Raw genomic sequence first — 23867 nt, 5'->3', positions numbered from 1 at the left:
GGGAGCGGGGGTGCGATGACAGCCGACGTACGCCCGTTCTCCGAGGCCGCCGAGGGCACAGGGCCGGCGGAACTCGACTACCGGGGGCCGCAGGGCTGGGCCACGGTGGTCCACCGCGCCCACGTGGGAAGCTTCACCCTCCTCGGCCCCGAAGACACCCATCTGGTCCGGGAGTTCGAACCCGGGCAGAGCCGTACGGAGGAGCCGCGCACCTGGGAGTACCGGGTGGGCCTGTCGGGACCGCAGCGGCTGCGGATCGAGACGGCCGAGCGGTGGTCGGTCTCCGTCGCCCCGCTGCAGCAGGACGAGCCCGAGGACGGCGGAGTCTTCAGCCGCCGGGGTATCGGGAACCAGACGGTCGAACTCGCCGAGCCGGACCCGCCGGAAGCGTCGATCCTCGAGTTCACCAGGATCGAGAGCGCTCGCCCCACGAGCCTGTTTCTCCGGCTGCGGACGGACTTCGGCGGCGAGGCCTTCTGGCCGGTGGGCGACGACGACCGGGCCAGGTTCCTGTTCGGCCACGACACCCCGGCCATCTGGTCGTCGGCCGGCCGGGTCGAGATCGGCAACGCCGTCGGCTGCGAATGGCGGCTGCGCGTCCTGCCGTTGTCCGCGGCCCGCCCGCTGGACGGCACCACCACCCGGGGCACCGGTGCGGAGGTCCTCGTCCACACGGGAGTGCCGGCCTCACTCACGCTGTCCTCCCCGGCAGACACGGGAGACGACCCCGAAGAGCAGGTCCGCGAGGTGGAGGTCCGCGTCGAGTCACACGGCTACAAGGTGACCCTGTCCACCAGGAACCACTTCTTCGAGGACGGTGCCGTCCTCGGACTCGGTCCCGGGCCGACGCTGCTCCAGACCGGGAGTGGCGGAGGCTGGGAGCTGCGCACCACCGCGCTCGACGCGGTGCGGACCTTCGACGGGGAATTCACCGGCACGGGCGGGAAGGTGCTCCGCTACACCGGGCCGCCCGTCACCGCACGGATCGTCACCCGGTCCTGGCACAGGTGGAGCGGCATGGTCTCGGTCCGTACCCTCACCCCCGAACTCCGGTGGCGGGACTGGGTCAACACCAAGGGCGGGCTGCCGGGACGGCTCCGGGGCGAGCGGCTGGACCTGCTCCCCGGCATGCTGCTGGCGGTCACCGGACCCCATGACGGGTCCGCCTGGCACATCCTCCGGACCGGGCAAGTCCGGCGCGCCGGACTCGGGCGCCGTCAGTCGCGATAGCGGGGCGCGGGCGGATAGAAGTCGCCGTAGGGGCCCAACCACCGTTCGTGCAGAGCGCGGAGCGTGCCCGAGGTGCGCAGGTGCGCGAGGACGCCGTTGATGAAGCGGACGAGTTCCGGTGTCGTCTTCGGGACGGCGATTCCGTGCGGCTCGTAGGTGAACCGCGGTCCGGTGATGCGGGTGGCGGGGTCCTGGGCGCTCAGTCCGGCGAGGACGTTGTCGGTGGTCGACACGGCGGCCACCGCGCCCTGTTGGAGCAGCAGGAGGCAGTCGGTCCAGTCGGAGACGGTCACCGGCCGCACCTTCGGGCGGGCGCGTCGCAGCTCGGTCAGCGAGGTGGTGCCCCGGGCCGTGCACACCTTCTGTCCGGCGAGATCGGCGAGGGTCTTCACCGGGGAGGTGTCGGTGACGAGGACGCGTTGGCCGGAGTCGAGGTAGTCGCTGCTGAACAGCACCTGTTGCATGCGCTCGCAGGTGATCGTCATGGAGTGGGCGACGAGGTCGACCTGACCGCGCTGGAGTATCCCGATGCGCTGTGCGGACGGTACGGCCTTGAACTGCACCCGGTCCGGCCGCCCGAACAGGGCCCGGGAGATCTCCCGCACCAGGTCGATGTCGAGCCCGTCCAACTGCCCGGTGTCGGAGTCGCGGTAGCCGAAGAGGTAGGTGTTCTGGTCCACTCCCACGATCAGCCGGCCGCGGGCGACGATCCGCTCCATCGCCGTACCGCTGGGCATCCTGCCGCCCGGCGTCGGCATGTGGGCGAGCGGTTTCAGCGACCGCAGCGGATCGCAGCTCCCGGCGGCCGCCGCCGATGCGCTCGCCGACGCGGAAGCGGAAGCGGAAGCCGTGTCGGCAGGTGAATTCCGTTGCGGCGCGGCCGAGTTCGCGCAGGACACCGTCAGCGCCAGCGCGGCCAGCGACGCCACGACCCCGGCATGCAGCCGACGGCGTAACGGGACCGCACCGCCCGGCAGCCCGCCCTCTTTCCCACGTGCCCGAAGTTCCCTCACACTGCCCCGCAGTCCTCGGAACCCATCCGAAGACGCCGTCCGGCGCCCCGGCCCCTCACGCACTCGTCGACGGTGACGCGTTCCCGCCGATTCACGGTTCCCGAGGAGACGCGAGCGACCGGATCAACTCCTCGGCCGTACCGAGGAGTTCGACCTCGTGCGCAGTCATCGTCGGATTGGCCGCCCGCCTCCGCCGGGCCTCCGCCAGCCCCGCCTGCGTGAGGTCGGCGGGATCGGCGAGGAGTGCGGCGAGCACCTCGCGGGCCGGGCCGGCGATCGGCAGGTCGTCCACGGCGACCTGGGCGAGGATGATCGCGGAGAGGCCCCAGTCGAGCCCGGGGTCGCCGTCCTCCGCGGTGCCCCAGTCGATCACGTGGGGGCCGGCCGGGGTGAGCAGCACGTTCTCCGGGTGAAGGTCGAGGTGCAGGACGCGGGTGCCGGGGCGGCGGCCGGGGATCGTGTGCAGCCGCCGTAGCAGCGCGGCGAGTACGGTCCCCGCCTCCCGGGCGTCGATCGCGCCCGCGGTGAGGGCCTCCACCATGGTGGGCCCGGTCAGCCGTTCCATCACCAGGTCGGTGCGCGAGGCGGCCGAGTCTCCCGGCCGTATCCGTACCCGGGGCACGGGATAGCCGTACGCGCGCACATGCTCCATCACCGCGCCCTCGGCCGCCGCGTCCCCCCAGTCCTCCCGGTTGCGGCGCAGCACCCACGCGTCGTCGATCTCGTACACGTCCGCGGTACGGCCGGAGCCGATCAGCTTCCCCATGGCTGGCATGGCCAGAATCTAAGCCCTGCGTGAGGCGTCGCGCACCGGCCGTCACACAGGTGGTGAAGCGCCCCACATGACCCACATCACCAACGATGCGGATTAGTAGCGCAAAAGCGTGTCATGCACGCGTCCGCACACCCTCTGACCTGGGGTTTGAGAGCCACGTCACACAGTTGACGATTCACCCACATGCGACCACAACTAGTAAAAGGGGTCTTTGCGGACACGGATCGAGAGTGCTTCTGTGGAGCAGTCGCACGGCGCCGACGAGTCCTCACGGGCCTCGGCGCCGACGCCTTGCCGGGGCCGCGCCCCGCGTGACACCGGCAGGCATACGACGTCTCTGTCCCCGAAGAAACAGGTTCTCCGTGTCCGTCTCCCGCATCGTCGCTCGCATCGCCTCCCCGAAGAAGGCCCTGACCGCCGCCGCTCTGGCCGCCGCCACCACCGGTCTGGTGCTGACCTCGGCTCCCGCTCAGGCCGCGACGACCTCCGCCTCCTCCGCTCAGTCGATCGCGCACAAGATGATCCCGAGCGCGGCGCAGTACAACGCGTTCAGCAAGATCGTCGAGCACGAGAGCGGCTGGAACGTCACCGCCACGAACTCCTCCTCCGGCGCCTACGGCCTGGTCCAGGCGCTGCCCGGTTCGAAGATGGCCTCGGCCGGCTCGGACTGGAAGACCAACCCCGCCACGCAGATCAAGTGGGGTCTGGACTACATGAACTCCCGCTACGGCTCCCCCGCCGCGGCCTGGAGCTTCTGGCAGTCCAACGGCTGGTACTGATCACCGGCCCACACACACGCACGCAGCGGCGGTCCCCGGCACACCGGGGGCCGCCGCTACATTGCGTTCATGGACCAGAACACACAGCCAGAGTCCTCCGACCGTGAGGCGCGCGGGGTCCGGCTGGTGCCCGTGCTGCTGGGGCTGACCCTGGTCAGCGGGCTGATCGACGCGGCGAGCTATCTGGGCCTCGGCCATGTCTTCACCGCGAACATGACCGGCAATGTGGTGGTCCTCGGCTTCGCCGCCGCCGGGGCACCGGGCTTCTCCGTGTCGCGCACCCTCACCTCCCTGGGCGCCTTCCTGGTGGGCGCGGCGGTCGGCGGCCGGATCGCGGTACGGATGGACACCGGCTCGCGCCGGACCTGGGCCCGGGTGAGTCTCGGCGCGGAGGCGCTGCTCGTGGGCGTGGCCGCGGTGATCGCCTGCCTGGCACCGGGCGACAGCGCCACCACGCATCCCCTGATCGCGCTCACCGCCTTCGCGATGGGGCTGCGCAACGCGGCCGTCCGCAAGCTCAAGGTCACCAGCTTCTCGACCACCACGGTCCTGACGATGACCCTGACCGGCCTGGTCGCCGACACGGTCGCGGGCGAGGGCTGGGGCCCCGGCGCCTTCCGCCGTCTCTCGGCGGCCGTCGCGATGGCCTTCGGCGCGTTCGTCGGCGCGTGGCTGGTCCTGCACCACGACCTGCGCTATCCGCTCCTCCTCGCGGCCCTGCTCGCCGCGGTGTTCGCCGTGATCGCTTCTGGACGGGAGTAGCCCAAACCCCGCCCAAGAAGGCAGAATTCGTGCGTCTGAATCCCACGATCAAGAGGATCGATCACACATGATCACGCTCACGAAGGAAGACGGTCCGGCGGATCTGGACGGAGTGACCCATCTGGAGATCGGGGCGTCCTGGGACCCCACCGTCGGCAGCAGCGGCGGCATCATCGGGAAGCTGCGCCAGAAGCAGGGCACCGACCTCGACCTCATCGCCATCGCGATGCAGGGCGCCGAGCCGGTGCGGCTCGCCGGGCTCGACTCCCTGGACCCGCTGGGCAACGGCTCGCTGCTGCACAGCGGTGACAACCAGACCGGCAAGGGCGACGGCGACGACGAGACGGTGACCGTCGACCTGACCAAGATCCCGGCCGCCATCACGTCGATCGTCTTCGTCGCCGCCGCCTACAAGAAGGGCAGTTCCTTCCAGAAGGCACGGAACATCGCCTTCAAGGTGTACGACGCGAGCGGCGGCAGCACCCAGCAGGTCGCCGAGATCTGGCCCAACCTGCTCAGCGCCGACAACGGCTGCGCGGTCGCCAAGGCGATCCGGGAAGGCGCCAGTTGGAAGCTCCAGGTCATCAACGAGACCGGGAAGATCAAGCAGGGGGACGAGCGGGAACTCATGAAGTTCGCCATACGGAAGTAGGCACGGCCATAGCGAGGACGGGCCGGCGGCGCCGGGATGCCGCCGGCCCGAGCTGTGCGATCACCTCAACCGGGGTGCCTCAACCGGCGTTCACCTGAAGCTCCTTGACGCCGTTGATCCAGGCGGAGCGCAGCCGGCGCGGGTCGCCCGTCAGGGTCAGGTTGGGCATCGCGTCCGCGATCGCGTTGAAGATCAGGTCGATCTCGAGGACCGCGAGGGACTTGCCGAGGCAGTAGTGCGGGCCTCCGCCGCCGAAGCCGAGGTGCGGGTTCGGATCGCGCATGACGTCGAACTCGTCCGGGTTCTCGAAGACTTCGGGGTCGTGGTTGGCGGAGGCGTAGAAGATGCCGACGCGGTCGCCCTTCTTGATGTGCTTGCCGCCGAGCTCGGTGTCCTGGGTCGCCGTCCGCTGGAAGGCGTTGACCGGGGTCGCCCAGCGGACGATCTCCTCGGCGGCGGTCGAGGGACGTTCGCGCTTGTACAGCTCCCACTGCTCGGGGTGGGTGAGGAACGCGTGCATGCCGTGGGTGATGGCGTTGCGGGTCGTCTCGTTCCCGGCGACCGACAGCATGAGCACGAAGAAGCCGAACTCGTCGGAGTTCAGGTTGCCCTCGTCCTCGGCGGCGACCAGGGTGCTGACGATGTCGTGGGCCGGGCACTGCTTGCGTTCGGCGGCCATTCCCATGGCGTAGGCGATGAGTTCGGCGGCGGACTCGGCGCCGACCTGCTCCGTGATCGCGTACTCGGGATCGTCGTAGGCGATCATCTTGTTGGACCACTCGAAGATCTTGACGCGGTCGTCCTGCGGGATGCCGATGAGTTCGGCGATGGCCTGGAGGGGCAGTTCGCAGGCGACCTCGGTGACGAAGTCGAAGGGGCCGGAGTGGGCGCGGGCGCCCGCCACGATGGCCTGGGCCCGGTCGCGCAGGCGTTCCTCCAGGGCGCGGATCGCCCGTGGGGTGAAGCCGCGCTGGACGATCTGGCGGACGCGGGTGTGCTCGGGCGGGTCCATGTTGAGCAGGATGAGCCGCTGGGCGTCGATCGAGTCGCGGTTCATGTGCTCGTTGAAGCGGATGATCGCCGTGTTGAGGGTCGAGGAGTAGATCTCCGGGTGGGTGGAGACATACCGGACGTCGGCGTGCCGGGTGACGGCCCAGTAGCCCTCGTCCTGGAACCCCGCGATGTTGGCGGGCTGCGGGATCCAGCGGACCGGTTCGGCCGCGCGCAGTTCCGCGAACTCCGGTAGGGGCACGCGGTGGTGGAGCAGATCGGGGTCGGTGAAGTCGAACCCTTCGGGCAACGCTGGACAGGGCATCGGCGCAACTCCCGTCATCTGACGGTCCATCAGGAACCCGGCTGCCGTGAAGGTAATAACGGGTTCTACAAGTAGCAAGAGGCACGGCAAGCCGAATTCCCTGCACGACCCTTGCGGTTGTGGACGGCCTGTCAGCAGACTGCACACAGAACTAGAACGCGTACTAGTTCTGCGTGGCGGGTGGCCGGGACGCCCGCGCCGCGCGGTGGACGAGGAGAGGACGTGTCCCATGGCCGCGGAACCCGTCATCGTGGAAGCCGTACGCACCCCCATCGGCAAGCGCGGCGGCGCGCTCGCCAATCTGCATCCCGCCTATCTGCTGGGCGAGACCTACCGTGAACTCCTCGGCCGCACCGGCATCCACGCCGACTGCGTCGAACAGATCGTCGGCGGCACGGTGACCCACGCCGGCGAGCAGTCCATGAACCCCGCGCGCACGGCCTGGCTGACCATGGGCCTGCCCTACGAGACGGCGGCGACGACCGTCGACTGTCAGTGCGGCTCCTCGCAGCAGGCCTCGCACATGACCGCCAACCTGATCGCGGCAGGTGTCATCGACGTCGGGATCAGCTGCGGTGTCGAGGCGATGTCGCGGGTGCCGCTGGGCTCGGGGTCGAAGCACGGGCCGGGGAAGCCGTTCCCCGACGAGTGGAACGTGGACCTGCCCAACCAGTTCGAGGCCGCCGAACGCATCGCCCGCAACCGGAAGTTGACCCGCGAGAACGTCGACTCGCTCGGCCTGATCTCACAGGAGCGGGCGGCGATCGCCTGGTCCGAGGAACGCTTCAAGAAGGAGACGTTCGCCGTCCAGGTACCGACGACGGAGGACGAGCAGCGCGCGGGCCTCGGCATGTGGCGCCTGGTCGACCGGGACGAGGGCCTGCGCGACACGTCGATGGAGGCACTGGCGAAGCTGAAGCCGGTCATGCCGACAGCCGTCCATACGGCCGGCAACTCGTCCCAGATCAGCGACGGCGCCTCGGCGATCATGTGGGCGTCGAAGCGGATGGCGCGGGCGCTCAAGCTCAGGCCGAGGGCAAGGATCGTGGCTCAGGCGCTGGTCGGAGCCGACCCGCACTACCACCTCGACGGCCCGATCGACGCGACGCGCGCCGTACTCGGCAAGGCGGGCATGACCCTCAAGGACATCGACATCGTCGAGATCAACGAGGCTTTCGCATCAGTGGTGTTGAGCTGGGCACAGGTCTTCGGACAGGACCTGGAGAAGGTCAACGTCAACGGCGGCGCAATCGCCCTCGGCCACCCGGTCGGCGCGACCGGCGCCCGCCTCATCACCAGCGCACTGCACGAACTGGAGCGGGCCGACAAGGAGTTCGCGCTGATCACGATGTGCGCGGGCGGGGCGCTGGCTACCGGGACGATCATTCAACGGCTGTAGCCGACCAGTCGGCAGGGGGCAGTTGCTCCATCGCGCAGGCGCGGAAGGCCGCGAGCAGCCGGCGGTTCTCCTCGCCCGCGCGGGTGGCCAGGACCACCTGGATGGGGTCCAGGCCCACCAGTGGGACCGTCGTCAGATCGGGTCGCAGGCCCTTCGATACGCTGCCCGCCGGGGCGAGGCACACCGCATCGCCCGCGGCGATGAGTTCGAGCTTGTCCTCCAGGTTCTTGACGAGCGGGCCGTCCGGCGCCGGGCGTCCGTCCGGGCGGGGGTCGACGCGCCAGAACACGTTGAACTCCTCATCGGGGAACCGGGGTACGGGCTCGTCGGCGATGTCGTCGAGGGTGACGAGCTCCTTGCCGGCCAGCCGATGGGTGACCGGCATCATCACCACGCGGGGTTCCTCGTAGAGGACGGTGACGCTCAACCCCTCGGTGGAGAACGGGAATCGACCCACGACCACGTCCACCCGGTGCTCCAGCAGGGCGGCCGGCAGCGCACCCCAGGCCAGGTAGCGGCTGTGCACGTCGGCGTCCGGGTGGCGCCCGCGCAGGGCGCGCACCGCCGGGGTGACGATCAGCCCGGTCATGAACCCGATGACGATACGACTGGGCTGCCCGACCGCCAGCGCCACGGCCGCCGCTTCCTCCGCCGACCGCAGCAGCGCCAGGGCCCGGGGCAGGAACGCCGCCCCCGCCGCGGTGAGTTGAGTACCCTGCGTGGTCCGGTCGAAGAGCCGCACCCCCAACTCGCCCTCCAGCCGCCGCACATGGCGACTGAGCGAAGGCTGCGCGAGATGCAGTACGGCTGCCGCCCGCCCGAAGTGCAGTTCCTCGGCGACGACGGTGAAACAGCGCACCAGGCGCAGGTCCAGGTCGGTCATACGTCGACTGTACGTCCGTAGGAGCTGGGGTGATACCGGAACTGAATCACGTCTTCCGGAGTCCGTCTTGGACGGGCGTACCCGGGCGGGCGCAGGCTGGGAGCACACCACTTCCCGACCCACCTGGGGTGATTTCGTCATGCGTGTTTTCGTCACCGGCGCGACCGGATTCGTGGGCGGCGCGGTCGTCCGCGAACTGCTCGACTCCGGACACCAGGTCCTCGGCCTCGCCCGCTCCGACACCTCGGCGGAACAGCTCGCCGCGACCGGGGCGGAGGTCCACCGGGGTTCCCTGGAGGACCTCGACGCGCTCCGCGCGGGCGCGTCCGCCGCCGACGGTGTGATCCACACCGGTTTCATCCACGACTTCTCGAACTACGGCCCCTGCGTCGCGACGGACCTGGCCGCGGTGGAAACGCTGATCGACACCCTCGCGGGTTCGGACCGCCCCCTCGTCATCACCTCCGTGATGAGCCACGGCCGCACCGAGGACGAGGTCCCCGACCTCGCCACCCACCCCGAAATGCCGCGCCTCGCAGCCGAGTTGACGACCCTCGCCGCAGCGGACCGGGGGGTGCGCACCTCGGTGATACGACTCCCCCAGGTGCACGGCGAGGGCGACCACGCCTTCGTCCCCGCCCTCATCGACATCGCCCGCGCGAAGGGCGTCTCCGCCTACGTCGGCGCCGGCACCAACCTCTGGGCCGCCGTCCACCGCGAGGACGCCGCGCTGCTGTACCGGCTGGCGTTGGAGAACGCCCCGGCGGGCTCGGTCCTGCACGCCATCGGGGACGAGGGCATCCCCGTACGCGAGATCGCCGAAGTCATCGGCAAGCGGCTGGACCTACCGGTGACCAGCGTGCCGGCCGAGGAGGCCGGAACCCACTTCGGCTGGCTGGGCCACTTCGTGGCGTCCGACCTCACGGGAACGAGCACGCTCACGCAGAAGCGGTTCGGCTGGACTCCGACCCGGATCGGCCTGCTGGCCGACCTGGACCACGACTACTACTTCAACCAACCGTCTTAGCGGTCCAGTTGACGAAGGTGGTGAACGCGGCGGGGTCGAGGGTGAGGATCGGCCCCGCCGGGGTCTTGGAGTCGCGGATGAGGAGGGTGGTGGGGGTTGCAGGGGTTGCGGAGCAGGTGGTTTCGGCGATCTCTATGCACTCGCCGCCCTGGTCACTGCTGTAGCTGGACTTGCGCCACTTCTCCATAACGTTCCTCCATCACACGCCGGATCAGCTCCGCCGAGTCCCTGAGGGAGAGGGCGGCGGCTTGTAGATGATCGTAACGGAGCGAACAGTCCTTGACGGTGTCCTGGTTGGCAGTCGGATGCCCACTTCCGTAGCCCTCGGTGTAGGCGATGGTCGGATCGCTGTCGAAGCGGAACAGCGTGAACGAGCCCGTGAGTCCAGCGTGGGCCCCGGCCGAGAATGGCAGGATCTGGATGTTGATCCGAGGGTTGTTCTCGAATGACAACAGGTGGGCCAGTTGACCGCGCATGACCTGGGGGCCGCCGATCTCCTGGTACAGCGCGGCCTCGCTGAGGATCATCCACGCAACCGGCGGGTGTTCCTTCTTCAGGATGCGCTGACGGGCCAGGCGTACGGCGGTGCGGTCGTCGAGGCCGGTCTCGTCCATCGTGGCGAGCGTGGCGCGGGCGTAGGCCTCGGTCTGGAAGAGACCGTGGATCATCTGCGTCTGGAAGGTGCAGATCTCGGCCGCCCGTGCCTCCAGCTCGGCCACCTGCTGGAACCAGGACGGGAGTTGACTGCGCAGCACGAGATCCAGCAACCGGGACAACAACCCACCCGTGCCCAGCGCAGCGTCAACCGCGTCGCTGAACGCCTGCGTAGGTAGCTTCCTGGCCGTCTCGATCTGGCCGATCAGTGACCCGGTGTAGTTAACGATCTTGCCGAGTTCCCGTTGCGTGAGACCGGCCGCCTCTCGATAGCGGCGCAGCTCGAAGCCGTAGTAGTCCAGCGGTGACGCCCCCGGATCGAGGGTGTTGATGTGCACGTTGGGCCCCCTGTCCACCCGCGAACGGGTTGTATTCGTACCGTTGCCGAGGGTAGCGGCGGGGCGTCAGCCTCGAAGTGTGAATGAACCAACTCCCCCCGCCATGCTGGCCTTTCCCGACCGCCGGCAGTACGTCATGCACCTCACCGTGGGTGAACACTCCGCCCGGCACATCCGCCGTATCGTCCGCTCGTTCCTGCTGGAGTGGGGCATGCCCAAGCTGTCGGACGCGGTGGAACTGGCCGTGACGGAGCTGCTCGCCAACGTCGTCCGGCATGTCCCGGACCGGCGCTGCGGACTGCGCCTGCAACGCCAGGTCGCCGGAATCCGCGTGGAGGTGACCGACGGCAGTCCTGAACTCCCCACGCTGAAGCCGGAGTTGGACCCCGAGTCGGAGAACGGCCGCGGGCTCGTCATCCTGGACGCGGTGACCGACAAGTGGGGGGTGTCACCGGCGTCCGGGGGCGGGAAGACGGTGTGGTTCGAGTGTTCGTGAACTCGGGCCGTCAGTCCCCGAGTTCGGCGGTGTCGGCGGCGGGCGGGGCCTCGACGGTCACCTTCTGGTCGATGTCGAGGAAGGTGACGGTCAGGTCGAGCGTGCCGCCGTCGGCGTCGGCCTGCGTGGGATAGGTCTTGCCCCGCACCCGGTACTGCTTGGGGTGGTCGTCGCCGTCGACCCACAGGTCCATGGTCATGGTGCCGTCGACCTGGAGGACCACGAACTGGTCGAGGCTGTCGGTCCGGCGCTGCCGGGCCGCCTTGCCCTTGGCGGCGCTCTGGGCCGCGCGCAGGCCCCGCTCGGTGACCGTTCCCCGGTAGTGCGTGGCCTTCGTGCCGTCGACCGTCTCGGCGCCGATCCTCCGCACGTCCTGGGAGCCCACCATGACCGTGGACTGCACGAGCGGGCTCACCTCCATCGAACCGGGCAGCACGCCGTAGGTCTGGTTGTCCGCCCCGCCACGCCCCCACACGGCAGGCTCGGCCTTGAGCCAGCCCTTGCCGCCCAACTTCGACGCGTCGACCCCGCTCCCGCCGACGTAGATCGCCTTGTCGACGAACCGGATGTCCAACTCGCCGGGCTTACGCGCGCCGACCACCGTCATCGCCATCGTCATGGCGGCCGGTTTCGCCTTCATGGACACCTCGGCCGTCAGCCGCCCCTTCTCGGGCACGGTCCCGCTGACCCGGTAGTGCAGCGAGGTGATGTCCTCGACCTTGTCCACCGCCTTGGCCACGGCCGCCGAGGGCGCCAGCTCGGCCGAGCCCTCCTTCACGGACTTCACGGAGTGGTCCCCACACCCGACCGCTCCCCCACCGAGCAGCACGACGGCAACCGCCACACGCACCGAAATCCCCACAACTCCCCCTGGAATCAGGCGTGTTCACGCCGGTCAAGAACACGATCCTATTCAGGGACGGCAAATTGGCGCTCAAGTAATAAGCCGGGGCAAGGGTTTGGTGTTGACGTGCCCCTGTGACCATCACTCGGGCCCTGGCCCTGGCCCTAGCCCTGGCACTCACGCTGGCCACGGGCTGCTCGTCGGCGTCCGGCAGCCCGTCGGGGGACGGTCCACTCAACGGGCCGGACTACTCCGACGCCGGATCGGGAAACGTGTGCCTGCCGGCGAAACCGGGCGCCACGGTGACGTTCGGCGGGGACGAACTGCACAACTACGGCAAGAGCAAGGTGGTCGTCGACAGCATCGACCTCGCCGAGCCACACGGCCTGCGGTACGCCGACGCCGTTATCGTGCCCGCCACCACCAGCAGCATCGGCTACGCCACTCACTATCCGCCGCCGAAGTTCAACCTCGACTCCGTCGGTACGGGTTGGAAGCGCCGTCGGCCCGCAGTCGGGGCGACCCTCGCGCCGCAGTCCACCACGTCCAAGGCCACGCACAACCTCGTAGTGGCGATCCACGTGACCGGAACCTCCCACGTACGAATGAAGGGAATCACAGTGGACTATCACGTCGGCGGCAAGAAGTACCGCTGGCACAACGTCATGGGCCTCAGCGTGGAGACCGAGAAGAAGGCGTGCCGATGACGCGACGCGGGCGTACCGACACACCGGACCACCCCGAGGAGGCGGTCGAATTCACCGCCGAACTGATCAGAGCCGAGTCAGCTCCGACTCGGTTCTGACCTCCACCGGTTTCTTCGACAACCGCGCCCGCGGCCCCTGGAAGAGATACGACAGCCCGAAGCCCGCCGCCACGACCGCCGCGCCGCCCGCCGCGTCCAGGACCCAGTGGTTGCCGGTCGCGACGATCGCGGAGACGGTGAAGAAGGGGTGGAGCAGGCCCAGGGCCTTCATCCACCACTTCGGGGCGATGATCGCGATGACCACACCGCACCACAGGGACCAGCCGAAGTGCAGGGACGGCATCGCCGCGTACTGGTTGGTGAGGGCGGTGAGGGTGCCGTAGTCCGGCTTGGAGAAGTCCTGGACGCCGTGGACCGTGTCGATGATGCCCAGGCCCGGGAGGAGGCGCGGCGGGGCCAGCGGATAGAGCCAGAAGCCGACCAGGGCGAGGAGGGTGGCGAAGCCGAGGGAGGAGCGGGCCCAGCGGTAGTCGACCGGGCGGCGCCAGTACAGGACGGCCATCACGCTCAGCGGGACCACGAAGTGGAAGGACTCGTAGTAGAAGTTGAAGAACTCCCGCAGGAAGTCGACCTTCACGACCCAGTGGTTGACCGCGTGCTCGATGTCGATGTGCAGGAACTGCTCGATCGACAGGATCTGGTGGCCGTGGTGTTCCGCCGTGGCCCGGCCGCCCGCGTTGGTGCCGCCCGTCGCCGCGAGGCGGACCTGCTGGTAGGCGGCGTAGGTGACGCGGATGAGGAGGAGTTCGAGGAGGAGGTTCGGGCGGGTGAGGACGCGGCGCAGCTGCGGGATCAGCGGGACGTGCTTCCAGCGGGCCGGGACCGGCTCGGCGTACTCCGTGGGGATCGGCCGCCGGTAGTGCTCCGACGTGCGCGGCAGGAACGGTACGACGGTCGCCGCGGCGAGTGCCATGAGCAGGACGACGTTGTCACGCAGCGGGTAGACGGCCGACATGTTCGGCAGCATCATCTTCGCGGGCAGCGTGACGACGAGGACCACGGCCACCGGCCACACATAGCGGTCCGAGGCCCGCTTGCCGACCCGGCCCACCACCGCGAGCAGCACCCACAGCAGCTGGTGCTGCCAGGTCGTGGGCGACACGGCGATCGCCGCGCAGCCGGTGACCGCGACCGCGAGCAGCAGCTGCCCGTCGCGGGCGTAGCGCACGGCCCGGCGCAGGCCCAGATACGCGACGACCGCGCCGAGAGCCAGGAAGAGACCGATCTCCAGCGGCCCGGTCAGGTCGAGGCGCAGCAGCGCGCCGTGCAGCGACTGGTTGCCGAGGTCGTCCGCCTTGCCCCCGAGGCCGACACCGGCCATGTGATGGACCCAGTAGGTGTACGAGTCGTGCGGCATCGCCGCCCAGGCGATCACCACGCTCGCGGCGAACGTCAGCGCCGAGGTCACGGCGGCCCGGCGCCGGTCGGTGAACCACAGCAGCGGCGCGAACAGCAGCACGGTCGGCTGGAGCGCGGCGGCGAGCCCGATCAGCACGCCGCTGGCCCGCTCGCCGCGCACCGTGAAGCAGGCGAGCAGCACGAGCAGGACCGGGATGATGCTGGTCTGGCCGAGCCAGAGCGTGTTGCGCACCGGCAGCGACAGCATGAGCAGGCTGATTGCGACGGGCGCGGCGAGCAGCGAGGCCCGCCGGGTCACGGGCTGCGGCAGGGCCCGTGAGACGACGAGACCGAGCGCCACGACGAGCAGCAGCGTGCCGAAGGTCCAGCCCCAGCCGAGGGCCTGCTCGGCCGCCCGGGTGAGCGGCTTGAGGACGAGCCCGGCGAAGGGGGTGCCGGTGAACTGCGTCGAGTCGTACAGCGAGCCCTTCACATGCAGCACGCCGTTCGTCCCGACCCAGGTCTCCAGGTCGGTCAGCCGCTCCCCCTGCGGGGTGCTGAGGACCACGGCCACCTGCCGTACGGCCAGGACGGCGGCCACCAGCCACAGGACCAGCCGCGCAGCGCGCAGCCGTGCCCTGGCCGTACCACTGGCCGTCGACCCGAAAGCTCCTGCCGCTCCCGCCGGTCGCCCGCTGTGCTCCACGTTCGCCACGCCTCGTAGGCCTCCCGCCCCGCTCGTCCCACGCGTCACACGCGCGGCTGTTCCCTCTGCGAACCCTATGAGGTTCGCACCCCCTGCGGGAGGGACGCAGGCAACCCCCTCTTCACCTGACGGCCGCCCTCCTTTTGTCCGGATGACGATAGTCGGCCCCAGGTTGCCTGGGCACGGCAAATAACGGCGTATCCGTAGAGTGAGTGATTGCACACGAACGGGTCCGCAACATTCTCACCGAATTCACGATCACCGGATTCACGGAAGGCACCGGCACATGAGCGAGTCGCAGCTGTGGAACGACGTCGACGACTACCTGATCGGTCACCTCTCCCCGCACGACGAGGTCCTGGAGGCGACCCTCCGCGACAGCGACGCCGCCGGCCTCCCGCAGATCGCGGTGTCCGCCGCCGCGGGCAAGCTGCTGCACCTCCTCGCCCGGATCCAGGGCGCCACCCGCATCCTGGAGATCGGCACCCTCGGCGGCTACAGCACGATCCAGATGGCCCGCGCGCTGCCCGCCGACGGCCGCCTGATCACCCTGGAGTACAGCCCCAAGCACGCCGAGGTCGCAGGCCGCAACATCGCCCGCGCGGGCCTCGACAAGATCGTCGAGATCCGGGTCGGCACCGCCCTCGACTCACTGGCCGCCCTCGCCGACGAGAACGCGGCCCCCTTCGACCTCGTCTTCATCGACGCCGACAAGGCCAACAACCCGAACTACGTGGACTGGGCCCTCAAGCTGACCCGCCCCGGCAGCCTGATCATCGTCGACAACGTCGTCCGCAACGGCCGGGTCGCCGACCCGGCCAACACGGACCCCGACGTCGTGGGCACCCGCGCGGCGATCGAACTGATCGGCTCGCACCCGCGCCTGTCCGGCACGGCGATCCAGACGGTGGGCGAGAAGGGCTACGACGGATTCGCCCTGGCCAGGGTCACCGACTAGGAGCTCTCCACCAGGACATCTCAACTCTCGTGATAGAAGCCGACGTTGACGCTGCGCGGCCCGGTGCGGTCCTTGATGACGATCTCGCCGCTGCCGCCACGGGGCAACGGGACGCTTCCGCCGTAGCCGACCGTCTGGGCGTACTCCCCGACGATCAGCCGTACTTCGGAGGACGGGTCGGGCTGGGAGCCGCGCAGCCAGCTCACCTGCCAGGTGCCCTCGGGTCCGCACAGGAACTCCAGATGGACCCGTGAGATGAACAGCCAGTCGTCCGGTGTCACCAGCCGGCACACCGACTCGTCGCGGCCCACCCGCAGCACCGCGCCCGGGTCGTCGGGCGCCTCGGCCATCAGCATGCCGGCCGTGGCGCCCTCGTCCGTCCCGGAGACCGAGGCCATGGTGAGTTCGAGCACGTGCGCTTCCCCCTTGAGGTGTCCTTACACAGCCGCCGCATGATAAATCCCCCGGCCGCGCCACGTCCGGCACAATGGAGTCATGACCGAGCGAAAGCCACCGGGTGTGTCCTTCGAGTCCTGGGTCGACAAGCAGATCCGGGACGCCGAGCGAGCCGGCGAGTTCGCCCAACTCCCGGGCGCGGGCAAGCCGTTGCCCTCCGGTTCCGACACGACGTACGACGAACTGTGGTGGATCAAGCAGAAGATGGCCCGCGAGGGCATCTCCGTGCTCCCGCCGACGCTGGCACTGCGCAAAGAGGCCGAGGACGCCCTGGCTGCGGCGTACTCGGCCCCTTCAGAGCGGATCGCCCGGCAGATCATCACCGAAGTCAACGTCAAGATCCGCGACATGATGTTCAAGCCGCCGCCCGGCCCTCCGCTGGGGATGAAGCCGTACGACGTGGAAGAGGTCGCACGCGAGTGGCGGGAGCGCCGGGCGGTCGACGGGCCCGATGGACCCGGTGGGTCAGATGTGTAGCAGCCGCTCCGTCAGCTCGCGGTAGTCCCGCAGGGCGAGGCGGAGTTGCTCGGTGTCGCTGTCGTCCGAGCCCTTGGACTCCCAGGAGCTGTGCAGGCTGTCACGCCGCTTGGTGACGGCCTGGGCGAGGCGGTCGGCGACCTCCTCCAGAACATGGGCGGCCTCCTCGACGGCGGAGCGCGGCTCGTCGACGAACCCGGTCACCGCGTGCTGCAGCCGGAGGCTGAACTTGTCGCTCTCGTCGTGCGGCAGCAGACTCCCGTTCCCGGCGTCCGCCCCGCCGCCGTGCCGCTTGTCGGCGGCGACGGGCGCGGGAGGGGGCTCAGGGGCGTGCACCGGGGCGGCCTTGTCGGCCGGGCGCTCGGTCTGGCGATCGGCCTGCCGGTCGGTCTGGCGCGGTATCGGGGTGACTGTCGTGGCCTCGCGCCGGTCGCCGGCCTTGGCCGGGTCCCACCGACCGGCACCCGCGCCCGTACCTGTACCCGAACCCGTACCCGTACCCGTACCGATGTCCGTGCTGCCCTTACCCGCGTCCGTGCTCGCGCCCTTGCGCTCGTCGTTCTTGTCGCTCTTATCGCTCTCGTCGCTCTTGTCGTTCGCGTCGCCGTTGGGTCGTGTCACATCGGTCATGCGGCTCAACTTCCCTTCACTGCTTGCCTGTTGAATGAGCCGAACGTGTGGCGTCCGCTGCGCCCGCGGCTGCTGCCGCTGCCACGGCCGCCGCCGTTGTCCGAGCTGATCAGGTCGTCGAAGAGGGCGCGGGCTTCGAGCATGGCCTCGCGCATCTCCTCGGTACCGGCCTGGCTCTCCGGCGCGCCGTTCGTGCGCGAGTGGACGACGCGGTGCACACGCCGGTAGCCGTGGACGTGGTCCGCGTGGTGCACGGACAGCGCGTCGAACTGCTTGTCGTACTCCTCGACGTCGGGGAAGCCCCGGGCCCCCGCCACCTCGCCGAGCAACTGGTCGACGTCGGTCACGGCCTGGCGGGGCGAGTCGACGAAGAGCTCCTGGGCGGCGGCCCAACGCGCCTGGTACTGCTCACGGGCCGCGGGCTCCAACGGCTGCTCCCGCAGCGAACCGTGCTGCTGGACGCGCTCGCCGAGCTCCCGCTCGGCGGCCTTCGTGTCGCCGTCGTGCCGGGCCACGGTCCGGTCGTACTCGGGCCCGAAGCGCCGCTTCAGACCCGAGCCGCCGAACCCGCCTCGGGCACGCGGTGCCAGGGCCGCCGCGGCAGCGACCACGCCGACCAAGATCACGATCAAAACGATGATCACGCCTGTGGACATGAGTGCCTTCCGGATTCTCGGCCAACCGGCTCTCGTAGTCGGTCGGTTCCCGTACCGGGTTGCCCGGAAGGCACCCTTCAAACGACGCCTGTCACACGGCGAAGCGGCGCACCCCGGTGACGGACCACACGGTCGCGATACGCCCGTCCACGACCTCGAGAAGATCGATGCCGCTCTTTTGCGAACCGTCGGCACGCGTGACGTACCAGCACGAGGCGACCCGCCCCCGCCCCTCGTCGACAACGGGGACGCCCTCGACGGCGTACCTGCGTCCGGGGCTCTCGGCACGGTGCCGGGCGATGAGATCGACGATGCCCGAGGGACCGCGAAGCCCGTCGGTGTCCGGCGCCCCCTCGGGACGGCTGCCGAAACGGATCCGGAAATCGGCGGCGAGGAAACTCTCCGGGTCACTGAAGTCGCCGTTCCACAGGGCGGTCCAGCGTTCGAAAAGCGCGATGGCTGCGGTTGTGCCTGCTTCTGCGTCTGTGGTCATGCGGTCCAGCCTGGATTCCGTCGGCGACAGCCCCCTGTCGGTGATTACAGTCACACCCCGAACTCGGCCAAGGGCACCAAGTCCGAGCCCAGCGTGTCCAGTTCGGACAGATCGACATGACGCGCCGGAACCCGCTCGTCGAGCGCCTCGACAGCCCGGATCCGGTCCAGCCGGAACCCGCGAGGCGCCTCCCTCAGCCGGCACCAGCCCGCCAGATACCAGTGCTCGTCGCCTCCGAGAAAAGCGACCGGTTCCACCTCACGCCGGGTGAAGACCCCCTCCGCGTCGGTGTACTCCAGGCGCAGTACCCGCCCGGCCGTCAAGGCCTCGCGCAGCACGGCCGGTACGACGGGCCCGGCGGACCGCGCCGTCCCGACCGCCGGCACGAGCAGCCGCACCCGCCCCGCCATCTCGGCGGCGGCGGCCCGCTCCCGCTCCGGCATCACCGCGAGCACCTTGTGCAGCGCGCTGCGCGCGTCGGCGGCGAACGGCGTGCCCGCGAGCGCGTTCAGCCCGACCGCCAGCGCCGTCGCCTCGGCCGGCGTGATCGTCAGCGGCGGCAGGGTCCGCCGCCGGTCCAGGACGTACCCGCCGCTGCGCCCCGGCACGGCGTACACCGGCACCCCCGACTGCTGCAGCGCCGCGAGGTCCCGCTCGACGGTACGGACGCTGACCTCGAAGCGCGCGGCGAGCGTACGGGCGCTGCGCGGCCGGGGCGAGGCGGCCCGCAACTCCTCCACCAGGGCGTACAGCCGATCGGTGCGGTTCATGACGACCAGTCTCCGCACGGCACGCCAACCAGGTCACCCATATTCGGTTGCGCCGCCTCCACGCCCCCTCCCGAGAATGTCCGCATGACCTGGACGATCGCCCCGGAACCCTTCGATTCCCCCGTAGCCGCCGCCCTCTGGCGCGCGTACTACACGGAGGTCAGCGACCGTTGGTACCTGCTCCACGAGAACCGGCGAACGGACCCCGCCGAGCTGGAGCGCGAGATCGCCGCCCGCACCGGTGCCGAACTCGCCCCGCCCGATGGCCAGTTGCTGGTGGCGCGATACGAGGGCGAACCGGCCGGCAGCGCAGGCGTACGACTCCTCTCCCCGACGACCGCCGAGCTGAAGAGGGTCTTCCTCCACGAGCCACTACGCGGCCGGGGCGGCGCCCCAAAGCTCGTGGCGGCGGCAGAGGAGGCCGCCCGCGAACTAGGAGCCAGCACGATGATCCTCGACACCCGCCACGACCTGGTCGAGGCCCGCACCCTCTACACCCGCCTCGGCTACGAGGAAACCGCCCCCCACAACAACGACCTATACGCAGAACACTGGTTCCGCAAAGCCCTGCAGAACCAACCCCGTTGAGGGCCCACCCACTCTCCCTGTCCCCACGCGCCGGCCGAGAGGGAGCCGTAGGGGCGCGCCGGTGTCGAGAGGCCCAGCGCGCGGAGGCGCGCAGCGCCGAGCACGGTGGGCCTCTCGACACCGGCTCCCAGCGCCCCGAAGGCGACCGAACCAAAAGAGGTGCGCGCGACGGCGCCTTTACAACACCGGCCCAGCTGCGCGGCGCCCACCCAACACCGGCCCAGCTACGCGGCGCCCACCCAACACCGGCCCAGCTGCGCGGGTGCCCACCCAACACCGACCCACCCCCACGGCGCCAACCCAACACCGAACACCTCAAGAACCACTGATCACCGCCCCGTTGTGCGGCTGTTCCCGATCCGACCCGCACAACTCCCCGTTGAGCTCCTTCACCAGCTGGATGAGATCGGTCGGCCGGTCGGGTCCCCACCAGTCGCCCAGCGTCTCCGCCAGAGATTCCTCGCGGGCTTGTGCCAGCCGGTCGGCCATCTCCCGCCCCTGGTCGGTCAGTTGCAGGTCCAGCCCTTCCCGCACGGCCAGCTGCCGCCCCTCGATCTGCCGGACCGCGGCGAGGATGACGGGCAGCGGCACGGAACTCCGCTCGGCCAGCACCCCCGGTTCCGCCCACCCGTCCCGCCTGATGCGCAGCAGCAGCCAACTCGCCGCCGGCTGAAGGTCGTAGCCCGCTTTCGCAGTGATCGTCTTGTAGATCTCGCGGCGCCCCTCTCTCGTACCCAGCACGGACAGCGCGCGGCACACCTCGTCGTACGAAGACCGCTGAACCGGATTGCTGGCAAGGGTCTCCGTGAGGTCGGGTGCCGTGACCGAGCCGCGCAGCTTGTCCTCCTTGAGGAACCAGGCCAGGACGAAGCCGACGAGGGCGACGGGAGCGGCGTACAGGAAGACGTCCGTGATCGAGGACGCATACGCGTGCAGGGCCTCCGGCCGCACAGCGACCGGCAGTTGGGAAATCCCACGCGGATCGGACTCAAGACCGTCCGGCGTGACACCCGCGGGCAAAGACGTACCCCGAAGCGCATCCGTCAGTTTGTCCCCCAGCCGGCTCGCGAAGACCGTGCCGAAGATGGCGACACCGAACGAGGCGCCGATGGACCGGAAGAAGGTCGCGCCGGAGGTGGCGACGCCGAGGTCCTCGTACGACACGGCGTTCTGCACGATCAGCACCAACACCTGCATGACCAGCCCGAGTCCGAGCCCGAAAACAAAGAAATACGCGCTCATCTCCCCGGTGGAACTGTTCTCGTCAAGCTGATGGAGAAGAAGCAGCCCAAGCGCGGTGACACCAGTACCCGCGATCGGAAAAACCTTCCACCGACCGGTCCGGCTGACGATCTGCCCGGACGCGGTGGACGAGATCAGCATGCCGAACACCATCGGCAGCATGTGCACGCCGGACATGGTCGGCGAGATGCCCTGCACGACCTGGAGGAAGGTCGGCAGATAGGTCATCGCACCGAACATGGCGAAGCCGACGATGAAGCTGATGACGGCGGCCAGCGAGAAGGTGCGCACACGGAAAAGCTTGAGCGGAAGCACCGGCTCGGCAGCCCGCCGCTCCACCACCACGAACCCCACCGCCAGCACCACCCCGAGCACCGCGAGCCCAACGATCTGCGGCGACCCCCAGCCCCAGGTCGTGCCTCCCAGCGAGGCGACGAGCACCAGGCAGGTCGCGACGGCGGCGATGAGGAACGTACCGAGGTAGTCGATGACGTGCCGGGTGGACTTGCGCGGAATGTGCAGCGCGGTCGCGATGACAGCGAGCGCCACGACACCGACCGGGAGGTTGATGTAGAAGACCCAGCGCCAGCTCAGATGCTCGGTGAACAGCCCTCCCAGCAGCGGCCCGAGGACACTCGTCGCACCGAACACGGCCCCGAACAGCCCCTGGTAGCGCCCGCGTTCACGCGGCGAGACGACATCACCCACGATCGCCATCGACAGCACGATCAACCCGCCGCCGCCCAGGCCCTGAAGCGCCCGGAAGCCGATCAACTGGGGCATGTTCTGCGCCGCACCGCACAGCGCGGACCCGACGAGAAAGATCACGATCGCGATCTGGAAGAGCCGCTTGCGCCCGTACTGGTCACCCAGCTTGCCCCACAGCGGAGTCGCGGCGGTCGAGGCGAGCAGATACGCCGTGACGACCCACGACAGATGCTCCAGCCCGCCGAGATCGCTGACGATCGTCGGCAGCGCGGTCGACACGATGGTCTGGTCGAGGGCCGCCAGCAGCAGCCCGAGGAGCAGCGCCCCGATGGAGACGAGGACGTTGCCCGACACGTGTTCCTGGGCGGCGCTGCCCCGCCGCGGGGGTTTCTCCGGTGGCTGCGCGTCGTGCACATTCCCTGTCATACCGTGCGCATCGCCGGCCATGAAGACCTCCCGAGGCTCTCGTTACACATCCATGGTGATCGGTTTGGCCTGTTACGGCCTGTCGAGTCCGAATGGAAGCCGTCATTCCGGGGGTCGGAGGAGACGGCGTGAAGGAGATCCGCATAACCTCGGAAGTCCGATGGGGAGGGACGAACAAGTGAACGAGGCGAAGGGCCATATATGCCCGCAGTGCGGGGCGCCCCGGGCGACCGACGGCTCCCCGTCCTGCACCTGCACCCAACGGGCGTCCGACGCGCTGCGTGACGCGCGCACGGCGGAGGCGGCAGCGGCGGAGGACTTCGACCCGCTGCGGATCAGACCGTACGTGGAACTGGAAGGCACCCCGCAGGAGCAGCGGCCGGCGCCCGGGACCCCGACGCCACCCGAGGGCGAGACGCAACGGTTGCCGGCGGTCGAGCAGACGATGCCGCTGCGCGCGGTACCGCCGACGGCCCCGGCTCCGGCCCCGCACGTGAACGACCTGAGCCTGTTCGAGGGCGATGGGGATTTCACGGAACCGTCCACGGAGGCCGATGCCGACCGCCCGCACCGTCGCCGCCGTACCGTGCTCCTCGCCGCCGCGGGAGCCGTCGTGGCAGTGGTCGCGGCGGCCGGATTCGCGAGCGGCATGTTCTCGTACGAGACGCCGTCGCGGGACGAGGCGGCCCCGAAGGACGTCCGCGCGAGCGTCCCCACCGTGTCGAAGAGCGCGGCGCCGGTGACACCGTCCACGAGCGCCTCTACGTCCGTACAGCCGACGTCGGCGTCTCCGTCCCCGACGCTCAGCGCGAGCCCGTCCGCGTCGGCGACGAGCAGCCCGTCCGCCTCACCGTCACGGTCCGCGGCGTCCAGTCCGACCCCGACGACCAGCGCCACGGCGTCGGACGCGTCCGCCACCGACCGCCAGGCCGGCGGCAGCACCACCGCCCCGGTCCTGCAACGCGGCGACGAGGGCCCCGAGGTCACCGAACTCCAGCTCCGCCTGACCCAGTTGAACCTCTACACCGGCCCGGACAACGGCGTCTTCGACAAGCAGGTGCAGGCTTCGGTACGCACCTACCAGCTGGCCCGCGGCATCCAGTCCGACACGCTTGGTGTGTACGGGGCGGCGACACGAGCAAAGCTGGAGTCGGAGACGACGGAGCCGTAACGCAACGCCCGTTGACAAACATCCGTAGGCAAACGCCCGTTGACCAACACTCGTAGGCCCACAGCCGTAGACCCGCACCCGTAGACCCGCACCCGCAAGCGAACACCCGTAGGCCCGCACCCGTAGGCAAAGGCCCGCAGGCCCACAGCCACAGACCAACGCCCGTGAGCCCACACCCGTATGCAAACGCCCGTAGGCCCACACCCGCAGGCGAACACCCGCAGGCCCGCACCCGTAGGCAAACACCCGCAGACCCGCACCCGCAAGCGAACACCCGCAGGCCCACACCCGTAGGCAAACGCCCGTAGGCCCACA

The 23867-nt window shown here is 69.7% G+C and carries 26 protein-coding genes; 12 read left to right on the top strand and 14 right to left on the bottom strand.

What is annotated here, in order from left to right:
• The first annotated feature begins 15 nt into the window (after positions 1-15).
• Entirely contained in the window at positions 16-1230 is a 1215-nt protein-coding gene (locus JHN45_RS25240) for a hypothetical protein (RefSeq protein ID WP_201050739.1), read from the top strand.
• Here JHN45_RS25240 and JHN45_RS25235 read toward each other — a convergent pair.
• Both JHN45_RS25235 and JHN45_RS25230 read right to left on the bottom strand, forming a co-directional pair.
• Positions 1218-2159 carry a glutamate ABC transporter substrate-binding protein gene (locus tag JHN45_RS25235; protein WP_307783192.1) on the bottom strand — a complete coding sequence of 314 codons (942 nt, stop codon included), beginning with the start codon at positions 2157-2159 and terminating at the stop codon, positions 1218-1220. The genes JHN45_RS25240 and JHN45_RS25235 overlap by 13 nt on opposite strands.
• A gap of 175 nt (positions 2160-2334) precedes the next feature.
• Positions 2335-3009 carry a phosphotransferase gene (locus JHN45_RS25230; RefSeq protein ID WP_201050762.1) on the bottom strand — a complete coding sequence of 225 codons (675 nt, stop codon included), beginning with the start codon at positions 3007-3009 and terminating at the stop codon, positions 2335-2337.
• 371 nt (positions 3010-3380) lie between these two features.
• On the opposite strand from JHN45_RS25230, the gene JHN45_RS25225 reads away from it, so the two are divergent.
• The 3 genes from JHN45_RS25225 to JHN45_RS25215 all read left to right on the top strand — a co-directional run bounded on the left by JHN45_RS25225 (position 3381) and on the right by JHN45_RS25215 (position 5211).
• Positions 3381-3797: a transglycosylase SLT domain-containing protein gene (locus JHN45_RS25225; protein ID WP_200712962.1), complete on the top strand. Its 417-nt coding sequence runs from the start codon at positions 3381-3383 to the stop codon at positions 3795-3797.
• 69 nt (positions 3798-3866) lie between these two features.
• The gene (locus JHN45_RS25220) at positions 3867-4559 is read left to right on the top strand and encodes a YoaK family protein (protein WP_200712963.1); all 693 of its coding nucleotides are present in this window, start codon (positions 3867-3869) and stop codon (positions 4557-4559) included.
• 67 nt (positions 4560-4626) lie between these two features.
• Positions 4627-5211 (top strand): TerD family protein, encoded by a 585-nt coding sequence (locus tag JHN45_RS25215; RefSeq protein WP_201050738.1) that lies wholly within the window; start codon positions 4627-4629, stop codon positions 5209-5211.
• Between the two features lie 79 nt (positions 5212-5290).
• On the opposite strand, the gene JHN45_RS25210 is transcribed toward JHN45_RS25215, so the two are convergent.
• Positions 5291-6526 (bottom strand): cytochrome P450, encoded by a 1236-nt coding sequence (locus JHN45_RS25210; protein WP_201050737.1) that lies wholly within the window; start codon positions 6524-6526, stop codon positions 5291-5293.
• Positions 6527-6755: 229 nt separating this feature from the next.
• Here JHN45_RS25210 and JHN45_RS25205 point away from each other — a divergent pair, with 229 nt between their 5' ends.
• On the top strand, positions 6756-7925 hold the full coding sequence (locus JHN45_RS25205; RefSeq protein ID WP_200712966.1) for a steroid 3-ketoacyl-CoA thiolase: 1170 nt from the start codon (positions 6756-6758) through the stop codon (positions 7923-7925).
• Here the strand turns inward: JHN45_RS25205 and JHN45_RS25200 are convergent.
• The gene (locus tag JHN45_RS25200) at positions 7909-8808 is read right to left on the bottom strand and encodes a LysR family transcriptional regulator (RefSeq protein WP_200712967.1); all 900 of its coding nucleotides are present in this window, start codon (positions 8806-8808) and stop codon (positions 7909-7911) included. The two genes, JHN45_RS25205 and JHN45_RS25200, sit on opposite strands and share 17 nt — an antisense overlap.
• A 139-nt stretch (positions 8809-8947) precedes the next feature.
• Between JHN45_RS25200 and JHN45_RS25195 the strand changes: the two genes are divergently transcribed.
• Positions 8948-9835 (top strand): SDR family oxidoreductase, encoded by an 888-nt coding sequence (locus JHN45_RS25195; protein ID WP_200712968.1) that lies wholly within the window; start codon positions 8948-8950, stop codon positions 9833-9835.
• Here JHN45_RS25195 and JHN45_RS25190 read toward each other — a convergent pair.
• Both JHN45_RS25190 and JHN45_RS25185 read right to left on the bottom strand, forming a co-directional pair.
• Positions 9819-10022: a DUF397 domain-containing protein gene (locus JHN45_RS25190; protein WP_200712969.1), complete on the bottom strand. Its 204-nt coding sequence runs from the start codon at positions 10020-10022 to the stop codon at positions 9819-9821. The genes JHN45_RS25195 and JHN45_RS25190 overlap by 17 nt on opposite strands.
• Complete coding sequence (locus tag JHN45_RS25185; RefSeq protein ID WP_200712970.1) at positions 9988-10827, bottom strand: helix-turn-helix transcriptional regulator; 840 nt, start codon at positions 10825-10827, stop codon at positions 9988-9990. The genes JHN45_RS25190 and JHN45_RS25185 overlap by 35 nt, the downstream gene beginning before the upstream one ends.
• Before the next feature lie 103 nt (positions 10828-10930).
• Here JHN45_RS25185 and JHN45_RS25180 point away from each other — a divergent pair, with 103 nt between their 5' ends.
• A complete protein-coding gene (locus JHN45_RS25180; RefSeq protein ID WP_200712971.1) occupies positions 10931-11323 on the top strand; it encodes an ATP-binding protein in 393 nt (130 codons plus the stop codon).
• A gap of 10 nt (positions 11324-11333) precedes the next feature.
• Here JHN45_RS25180 and JHN45_RS25175 read toward each other — a convergent pair whose 3' ends face one another.
• Positions 11334-12110, bottom strand: a complete 777-nt coding sequence (locus JHN45_RS25175; protein ID WP_307783191.1) for a hypothetical protein — start codon at positions 12108-12110, stop codon at positions 11334-11336.
• A gap of 191 nt (positions 12111-12301) precedes the next feature.
• On the opposite strand from JHN45_RS25175, the gene JHN45_RS25170 reads away from it, so the two are divergent.
• Positions 12302-12874 carry a hypothetical protein gene (locus JHN45_RS25170; RefSeq protein ID WP_201050736.1) on the top strand — a complete coding sequence of 191 codons (573 nt, stop codon included), beginning with the start codon at positions 12302-12304 and terminating at the stop codon, positions 12872-12874.
• A 66-nt stretch (positions 12875-12940) separates the two neighbouring features.
• On the opposite strand, the gene JHN45_RS25165 is transcribed toward JHN45_RS25170, so the two are convergent.
• Complete coding sequence (locus JHN45_RS25165) at positions 12941-14986, bottom strand: bifunctional glycosyltransferase 87/phosphatase PAP2 family protein (protein ID WP_201050735.1); 2046 nt, start codon at positions 14984-14986, stop codon at positions 12941-12943.
• 277 nt (positions 14987-15263) lie between these two features.
• Between JHN45_RS25165 and JHN45_RS25160 the strand changes: the two genes are divergently transcribed.
• Entirely contained in the window at positions 15264-15935 is a 672-nt protein-coding gene (locus tag JHN45_RS25160; RefSeq protein ID WP_201050734.1) for an O-methyltransferase, read from the top strand.
• 20 nt (positions 15936-15955) lie between these two features.
• Here the strand turns inward: JHN45_RS25160 and JHN45_RS25155 are convergent, their stop codons facing one another.
• On the bottom strand, positions 15956-16348 hold the full coding sequence (locus JHN45_RS25155) for an FHA domain-containing protein (RefSeq protein WP_200712977.1): 393 nt from the start codon (positions 16346-16348) through the stop codon (positions 15956-15958).
• A gap of 82 nt (positions 16349-16430) precedes the next feature.
• Here JHN45_RS25155 and JHN45_RS25150 point away from each other — a divergent pair, with 82 nt between their 5' ends.
• Positions 16431-16868 carry a DUF1992 domain-containing protein gene (locus JHN45_RS25150; RefSeq protein WP_200712978.1) on the top strand — a complete coding sequence of 146 codons (438 nt, stop codon included), beginning with the start codon at positions 16431-16433 and terminating at the stop codon, positions 16866-16868.
• Here the strand turns inward: JHN45_RS25150 and JHN45_RS53195 are convergent.
• From JHN45_RS53195 to JHN45_RS25130, 4 genes are all read right to left on the bottom strand, one after another.
• The gene (locus JHN45_RS53195; protein ID WP_236584073.1) at positions 16857-17498 is read right to left on the bottom strand and encodes a hypothetical protein; all 642 of its coding nucleotides are present in this window, start codon (positions 17496-17498) and stop codon (positions 16857-16859) included. The genes JHN45_RS25150 and JHN45_RS53195 overlap by 12 nt on opposite strands.
• Before the next feature lie 5 nt (positions 17499-17503).
• A complete protein-coding gene (locus tag JHN45_RS25140) occupies positions 17504-18154 on the bottom strand; it encodes a hypothetical protein (RefSeq protein WP_200712979.1) in 651 nt (216 codons plus the stop codon).
• A 91-nt stretch (positions 18155-18245) separates the two neighbouring features.
• Positions 18246-18647, bottom strand: a complete 402-nt coding sequence (locus tag JHN45_RS25135; protein ID WP_201050733.1) for a nuclear transport factor 2 family protein — start codon at positions 18645-18647, stop codon at positions 18246-18248.
• A gap of 50 nt (positions 18648-18697) precedes the next feature.
• Positions 18698-19417: a YafY family protein gene (locus JHN45_RS25130; protein ID WP_201050732.1), complete on the bottom strand. Its 720-nt coding sequence runs from the start codon at positions 19415-19417 to the stop codon at positions 18698-18700.
• A gap of 84 nt (positions 19418-19501) precedes the next feature.
• On the opposite strand from JHN45_RS25130, the gene JHN45_RS25125 reads away from it, so the two are divergent.
• On the top strand, positions 19502-20005 hold the full coding sequence (locus tag JHN45_RS25125) for a GNAT family N-acetyltransferase (protein ID WP_200712982.1): 504 nt from the start codon (positions 19502-19504) through the stop codon (positions 20003-20005).
• A gap of 315 nt (positions 20006-20320) precedes the next feature.
• On the opposite strand, the gene JHN45_RS25120 is transcribed toward JHN45_RS25125, so the two are convergent.
• A complete protein-coding gene (locus tag JHN45_RS25120; RefSeq protein WP_201050731.1) occupies positions 20321-22402 on the bottom strand; it encodes an MFS transporter in 2082 nt (693 codons plus the stop codon).
• A gap of 157 nt (positions 22403-22559) precedes the next feature.
• On the opposite strand from JHN45_RS25120, the gene JHN45_RS25115 reads away from it, so the two are divergent.
• A complete protein-coding gene (locus JHN45_RS25115) occupies positions 22560-23552 on the top strand; it encodes a peptidoglycan-binding protein (protein ID WP_201050730.1) in 993 nt (330 codons plus the stop codon).
• Positions 23553-23867 lie beyond the last annotated feature (315 nt).

Source organism: Streptomyces sp. MBT53 (assembly GCF_016654115.1).
In the GTDB taxonomy this organism is placed as follows: Bacteria; Actinomycetota; Actinomycetes; order Streptomycetales; family Streptomycetaceae; genus Streptomyces.
Note: the sequence above shows the minus strand (reverse complement) of the source record. Positions and strands in the feature narration are given on the sequence as shown.

Coding starts and splice junctions, on each gene's coding strand:
- JHN45_RS25195 (WP_200712968.1), top strand. CDS start 8,948: ATGCGTGTTTTCGTCACCGGCGCGACCGGATTCGTGGGCGGCGCGGTC.
- JHN45_RS25205 (WP_200712966.1), top strand. CDS start 6,756: ATGGCCGCGGAACCCGTCATCGTGGAAGCCGTACGCACCCCCATCGGC.
- JHN45_RS25220 (WP_200712963.1), top strand. CDS start 3,867: ATGGACCAGAACACACAGCCAGAGTCCTCCGACCGTGAGGCGCGCGGG.
- JHN45_RS25240 (WP_201050739.1), top strand. CDS start 16: ATGACAGCCGACGTACGCCCGTTCTCCGAGGCCGCCGAGGGCACAGGG.
- JHN45_RS25180 (WP_200712971.1), top strand. CDS start 10,931: ATGCTGGCCTTTCCCGACCGCCGGCAGTACGTCATGCACCTCACCGTG.
- JHN45_RS25210 (WP_201050737.1), bottom strand. CDS start 6,526: ATGCCCTGTCCAGCGTTGCCCGAAGGGTTCGACTTCACCGACCCCGAT.
- JHN45_RS25140 (WP_200712979.1), bottom strand. CDS start 18,154: ATGTCCACAGGCGTGATCATCGTTTTGATCGTGATCTTGGTCGGCGTG.
- JHN45_RS25130 (WP_201050732.1), bottom strand. CDS start 19,417: ATGAACCGCACCGATCGGCTGTACGCCCTGGTGGAGGAGTTGCGGGCC.
- JHN45_RS25135 (WP_201050733.1), bottom strand. CDS start 18,647: ATGACCACAGACGCAGAAGCAGGCACAACCGCAGCCATCGCGCTTTTC.
- JHN45_RS25150 (WP_200712978.1), top strand. CDS start 16,431: ATGACCGAGCGAAAGCCACCGGGTGTGTCCTTCGAGTCCTGGGTCGAC.
- JHN45_RS25125 (WP_200712982.1), top strand. CDS start 19,502: ATGACCTGGACGATCGCCCCGGAACCCTTCGATTCCCCCGTAGCCGCC.
- JHN45_RS25200 (WP_200712967.1), bottom strand. CDS start 8,808: ATGACCGACCTGGACCTGCGCCTGGTGCGCTGTTTCACCGTCGTCGCC.
- JHN45_RS25190 (WP_200712969.1), bottom strand. CDS start 10,022: ATGGAGAAGTGGCGCAAGTCCAGCTACAGCAGTGACCAGGGCGGCGAG.
- JHN45_RS25230 (WP_201050762.1), bottom strand. CDS start 3,009: ATGGGGAAGCTGATCGGCTCCGGCCGTACCGCGGACGTGTACGAGATC.
- JHN45_RS25215 (WP_201050738.1), top strand. CDS start 4,627: ATGATCACGCTCACGAAGGAAGACGGTCCGGCGGATCTGGACGGAGTG.
- JHN45_RS25160 (WP_201050734.1), top strand. CDS start 15,264: ATGAGCGAGTCGCAGCTGTGGAACGACGTCGACGACTACCTGATCGGT.
- JHN45_RS25120 (WP_201050731.1), bottom strand. CDS start 22,402: ATGGCCGGCGATGCGCACGGTATGACAGGGAATGTGCACGACGCGCAG.
- JHN45_RS53195 (WP_236584073.1), bottom strand. CDS start 17,498: ATGACCGATGTGACACGACCCAACGGCGACGCGAACGACAAGAGCGAC.